1 protein-coding gene is annotated in these 808 nt (G+C 46.2%); it reads right to left on the reverse strand.

Features of this window, described 5'->3' with window-relative positions; translation table 11 throughout:
* Positions 1-628: 628 nt before the first annotated feature.
* On the reverse strand, positions 629-808 hold a 180-nt coding region (locus tag ACYVRH_RS13700), incomplete at its 5' end, for a hypothetical protein (RefSeq protein ID WP_461257445.1).

Below are 808 nucleotides of genomic sequence, written 5' to 3' on the forward strand. Positions count from 1 at the left end.
CCTTGACGGGGCGCTGTTGTTTGGGTGTGCGTGTTGCGTGTTGCGATTTGTGGGGTTTTGGCTGTTTGTATGTTCTTATTAGCCATGGGATTATTTTATAGTAATCTTTTAAGGTTTGCAAGGGGAATTTAGGGGGGAATTATGCCCTTTAGCGTTCTAAGATGTATGCCCATATAAATACTTGAGTACAGGCGGGCAGGCTGCGTGCGATGTAAAAACATCTTTCGGGCGTTCCCCGCCGGAGAGACTTTGGAATAAAACAAAGAAAATTCAGAGAATAAGAGTTCGGCGACAAACCCACGATAAAGCTTTCTACCCACGCTGTTTAGTCGCCGAAAGGCTCGTAGGCGGACTCTTACGAAGTTTTTACAGCGTGCGCAGCCTGCCCGCCTGTACTGAATAAATGCTTGGGCATACATCGTGTAGAGGAGAGGGGAAATCCTGTAGCAAGTTTGCAAATATGGCGGCGAAATGCGAAAGAACGCTTTATTATCCCTCTGTTGAATAAAATCCCCGTGCCAGGACGGCACGGAGAGACGAATAAAATCGGGGCAAAAGAAATTATTTGGGTTTAATTTAACAAAGAGCCACTTGTAACGATTGCGCAAAACTGCCGCTCATCAGTTACTTAGGCGAAGAAGAAACAGCCAGGGCGGAAACCGCAGTTCGGGAAGTAAAGGAACGGTTCCCCGACGAAGGAATAAAACTTTTTATGATGGACGCGGCGTTGAAATAACGTCACATCATTTAGATCGGTTTCAAGCGCATGGCCTGAATAGCCCTTAAAAACAGACTCGGTTTTATGACC

Source organism: Treponema sp. R80B11-R83G3 (assembly GCF_054786115.1).